General features: G+C 74.2%; 1 protein-coding gene. It reads left to right on the forward strand.

The annotated features are described in order from the left end of the window. Window positions 1–100 precede the first annotated feature (100 nt). A partial coding sequence (locus tag G3I78_RS46630; RefSeq protein ID WP_164436656.1) for an NAD-dependent epimerase/dehydratase family protein occupies window positions 101–695 on the forward strand: 595 nt, incomplete at its 3' end.

The following is a 695-nucleotide window of genomic DNA, read 5'->3' on the forward strand; positions in this document are numbered from 1 at the left end:
GAGCGCCGCCCACAAACGAGAGCACCGCTCTTGCTTCGGGCGCCGGCCCGTGCGATGCTCCTCGACGAAGCGAGAGCACTTCTCTCGGAAAGGAGACCTCATGACCAACGCACCGTCCTCGTCCGACCGGCACGTCGTCGTCGGCGCCGGGCCCGTCGGCCGGCACGTCGCCGCCGAGCTCGCGGCCCGCGGGTCGTACGTCACCGTCGTCACCCGCAGCGGCCGGGACACCGGCGGTGCGGGCGCCACGCACCTCGCTCTCGACGCCTCCAACGCGGACGCTCTCGCCCGCGTCGCCGAGGGTGCCGACGTGCTCTACAACTGCGCCAACCCCGGCGACTACACGCAGTGGGAACAGGTCTGGCCGCCGCTCGCCTCCGCGCTGCTCATCGCCGCCGAGCGCCCCGGCGCCGTCTACGCGATCACCGGCAACCTCTACCCCTACGGTCCCGTCGACGGGCCGATGACCGAGGACCTGCCCGATGTCGCGACCGACCACAAGGGCGTCCTGCGCGCGCGGCTGTGGGCCGACGCGCTCGCGGCGCACCGTGCCGGTCGCGCGCGCGTCGTCGAGGTGCGCAGCTCCGACTTCGTCGGGCCCGGTGTCGGTGCCAACGGGCACGTCTCGCGCGTCGTGCCGGCCGCCCTGCGCGGGCGCGCCGTGACGATGATCGGGCGCACCGACCTGCCGCACA

Source organism: Streptomyces sp. SID13726 (genome assembly GCF_010548375.1).
Classification (GTDB): Bacteria; Actinomycetota; Actinomycetes; order Streptomycetales; family Streptomycetaceae; genus Streptomyces.